A 2,342-nucleotide genomic window follows, 5' to 3' on the forward strand; every position below is an offset into this window, starting at 1 on the left:
TAATGGCATCGTTATGGTGGTCTTTTACTACACCACTACTGCCTACCACACTAAAGCCTCCGCTAATATACTGAAATAATAATGCTATACAAAATTATTAATATGGGTTTTTGCAAGAAATTCATGAGTGTGTAATATCAAATAAAAAGCAACCTTTAACAAGATGGCCTTTTTAAAGAATATGTTGGCAGTGGTGGGGTTTTGAGGTAGAGGTGATTATTGGATGAAATTTGCTACGGGTAGCTGGAAGCTAAAAAAATAGGGCGTTGGCACATACTTACCCCGAGGGAAAATTTTTTAACAAATAAACTACGATGAGATGGGGTAAAGCTAACCATTAGCATTCTTACAAAAGAAACTTCTTCCTTAACTCTTGTAAAATTATCCACTACTTCAGATAACAAAAGCCGCAGTGATGCGGCTTTTGTTATCTGATAATTTATTTATCATGTCAGTTAAAAATAAAGTAATTCAAGATTTAGCCCTTTTGTAATTTTTGCCTCTCCATAAAATATCATCTTTTCCATCAAAGTATATTATATCATTTTCAACATCCATTTTCTCAACAAAGCATTCAGTAAAATTTTTAAGTGTAATTGTAAAATAATTCTCACCGTTTTTAAAATCCAACGAGTTAAAGACCCTAAAATAAATTCGCTGGTAACATTTTCCTTCTTCTATACATTGAGGATATAAATCTTGTATTAAAAAACTTAAAGAGGGGTTTTGACAATATGGTATCATAGCCTTAGGTATTTTAATGAATGTACTATCTGATTTTAATTGGCGCATCAAACAACCAAAATTGAATAGATATCTAAATCTATTTGAAAAAAAAGCATCATCCTGTGGTAGTAAAACATGAATATAAAGAGTGTCTTGTGAAAGGTTTTTTTCATGTTTAAAATCAAAGTATAACTTAAAAAAATTTCTATCATTTGATAGTACAATTGTATTGTTGGTTAAAACTTTAAAATTACCCTTTGCAAGTGTATCATAACAGATTGGAGTTACTACATCTTCAAGTTTAGACAAAGGCCTTTTTAAAAAAAAAGTATTTGTTCTCCCATTAACACTTAAAGTTTCTCCGGCACATTTATATACCCCACTTATATTTTTTAAAGTTTTTAGTATTGTTGAATCAGAAGTATTTCCTTTAAAAAAAAGTATCGATGAGTAAATTAACAAAAGCAATCTTTTCATTTATCAGTTATTTTAAATTTGCATAAGGATAGTAAATGTCACCATTAGGTAAGGTACCATGTAAATCTCTAACTGTTCCAGAGTTTATATCTGATAAATTTCTTGCACTACTTGTAGAAAATGTTCCATCGAATGAAAATTGTACTTGATATGCCTGAACCTCGTCTCCGATATTACTACCCGTAGCACCAACATTCAACAAATAACCCTTAGTGCTTTCATTAGTAGAAAATCTTAACCCACCAGAGTTTAAATTTTGAAGTACATGGACTACTTCATGAAAAAATAAACCATCATTGCTGCCTTCAACTATTACAGTTTTTCCATCTCCTTGAACAACATGGTGAGTTCCATTGTCGTTGGCAGGAGATTGAAATGAATAGTTATGATTAACATCAGCCCTCATAGCGTCTATAGCTGCAATTCCTGTTCTCAAATTATCGTTTCTTTTACCTAATTCGGTATTGGATTTTGTTAAATGATTAATAGTGTTATTTGCAGCTTTAAGTTCTTTATCACTAAGTTTTCCTGACGCAATTTGAGCTTGCTTATTACTTATAATGCGATTGTTTTTTGCTATTTTGGCATTATTTGCATTGATTCTATTATTAGCATTGTTTTCAATTCGATTTGCCACAGCATTGTTTGCTTTACCAATAATTGAATCACCAAGTGGATCGTTAAATAATATAGGATTATTGTTCATTGCAGAGTACAGGCTCTGTGAGTAGTCAGGCTTGGGGTCTATCTGCCACCATCTGCCAAGCTGTGGGTCTAAGCTTCTAAAGTCAGTTGCATACAGTTCTAACCCGCTTCCATCCGAAAATTCTTTGCTCTGTAATTCAGAACCTTTATTCCATTTGTATTTATTTTCAGGTGCTCGGTTTAATGCTTTCGATGATATTCCCGCCATGGTGAGGCCGAACGGATAGTAATGCGTCTCTTCTAAAAGTGGCCCCCGGGTATGCACTACCTGTACATTATCAAAGAACACATCTACCGGGCTTTCGTTGCTGCAATAAATATAAATATACCCATTTTTCGGTATTTGTATACCCTGCATAATGGCATCATTATGGTGGTCTTTTACTACACCACTGCTGCCTACCACACTAAAGCCTCCGCTAATATACTGAAAT

The 2,342-nt window shown here is 33.2% G+C and carries 2 protein-coding genes; both read right to left on the bottom strand.

The genetic code is table 11. From position 1 onward, the window contains the following. Nucleotides 1–471: 471 nt before the first annotated feature. Nucleotides 472–1,203: a hypothetical protein gene (locus tag ACP5P5_RS13615; RefSeq protein ID WP_428286661.1), complete on the bottom strand. Its 732-nt coding sequence runs from the start codon at nt 1,201–1,203 to the stop codon at nt 472–474. 7 nt (nt 1,204–1,210) lie between these two features. Continuing rightward, a partial coding sequence (locus ACP5P5_RS13620; RefSeq protein WP_428286662.1) for an RHS repeat domain-containing protein occupies nt 1,211–2,342 on the bottom strand: 1,132 nt, incomplete at its 5' end.

This window comes from Hydrotalea sp. (assembly GCF_049968455.1).
Taxonomy (GTDB): Bacteria; Bacteroidota; Bacteroidia; order Chitinophagales; family Chitinophagaceae; genus Hydrotalea.

Coding starts and splice junctions, on each gene's coding strand:
- ACP5P5_RS13615 (WP_428286661.1), bottom strand. CDS start 1,203: ATGAAAAGATTGCTTTTGTTAATTTACTCATCGATACTTTTTTTTAAA.